General features: G+C 41.1%; 1 protein-coding gene. It reads right to left on the bottom strand.

Annotated elements, in window-relative coordinates; genetic code table 11:
* Positions 1–216 precede the first annotated feature (216 nt).
* Positions 217–846 carry a TetR/AcrR family transcriptional regulator gene (locus tag BCT81_RS28325; protein WP_061031656.1) on the bottom strand — a complete coding sequence of 210 codons (630 nt, stop codon included), beginning with the start codon at positions 844–846 and terminating at the stop codon, positions 217–219.
* Between the last annotated feature and the right edge of the window lie 201 nt (positions 847–1,047).

The following is a 1,047-nucleotide window of genomic DNA, read 5'->3' as shown; positions in this document are numbered from 1 at the left end:
GCAGCTTAGTGAAATCTGGTTTACCAGAGAACAGCTCTCCGTCCCACCACACACTACCCGCTTCCATCGCTTCTTTCTCAGTGCTAGATAGTGGTGGTAGTACTTTTTTAAAGAGTTTAAAAGCTGGGTCACTTACCCATTTTTGTCTTAGAGAGCTCATAGTTCAGATCCTTTTGTTCACTATATTGGTTGTGAATTTATTCGCTTTTTATTGTTTTATTCTTCTGCTGACATGCCAGCGGCCAAGTATGGAATTAAAATATCGACCACTGCTTTGGCATCTATTTTCTTTCCGTAATCATTCTCTGCAATTTCTACGAGAGCCTGACTCGAAGCCATGGTGAATACACAGGTCCCGAGGGTGAAGTGCAAACGCCAAAATAACTGTTCTTTAGTGAGGTTCGGGTTAGCTTTCATTACTGAGCTAGTAAACAAAGTCAGCACTTCGCTATAACGAGTCGTAATGAACCAACGCAAATGCCCCTGTACGTCCGTGTAGCCTCTGCCGATAAGTAGCATGAATCGGCTGGTACCATTTGGCCTTACATCATTCAGTGCTCGTAGTGGCTGTCTTAGAGACTCAAACACATCACTCATAGAATACGTTTCGTTCAAGTTTAAGTTCACTAGTGCATCTTGCAGTGCAGGCATAAATGCTTCCAAGTAGCGATTGAGTACTGCACGAACCAGAGTTTTCTTGTCGCCAAAGTGGTAGTTCACTGAAGCTAGATTGACATTCGCTTTACCCGTAATGGTGCGTAAAGAGGTGTCATTAAAACCATGCTCAGCAAACAAGCCTTCAGCTACGTCTAAGATTTTGTCTTTGGTTGTACTTCTTGGTGCCATTTCAATCACTCGTATTAAACAACTGTTTGAAATATACGACGAGAACATTTATTTAACAAGCAAGCAACATCACACTTTCACAAATTGGTCGTACCAGTTGAAAAATATCGTCACTAACCGATTGAATCGCGGGAGATTTAAGAAAAAAGTAAAATTTAATGAATTTTCTGGGAACTGATTCAGAAATGGAGAGTCATAAAT

Origin of the sequence: Vibrio sp. 10N.261.52.A1 (assembly GCF_002876325.1) — a bacterium.
Classification (GTDB): Bacteria; Pseudomonadota; Gammaproteobacteria; order Enterobacterales; family Vibrionaceae; genus Vibrio; species Vibrio chagasii.
The sequence above is the reverse complement of the archived record's forward strand: the minus strand, read 5'-3'. Positions and strand labels throughout refer to the sequence as shown.

Bases quoted from the DNA above. Each gene is read 5' to 3' on its own strand.
- BCT81_RS28325 (WP_061031656.1), bottom strand. From the start codon at position 846: ATGGCACCAAGAAGTACAACCAAAGACAAAATCTTAGACGTAGCTGAA.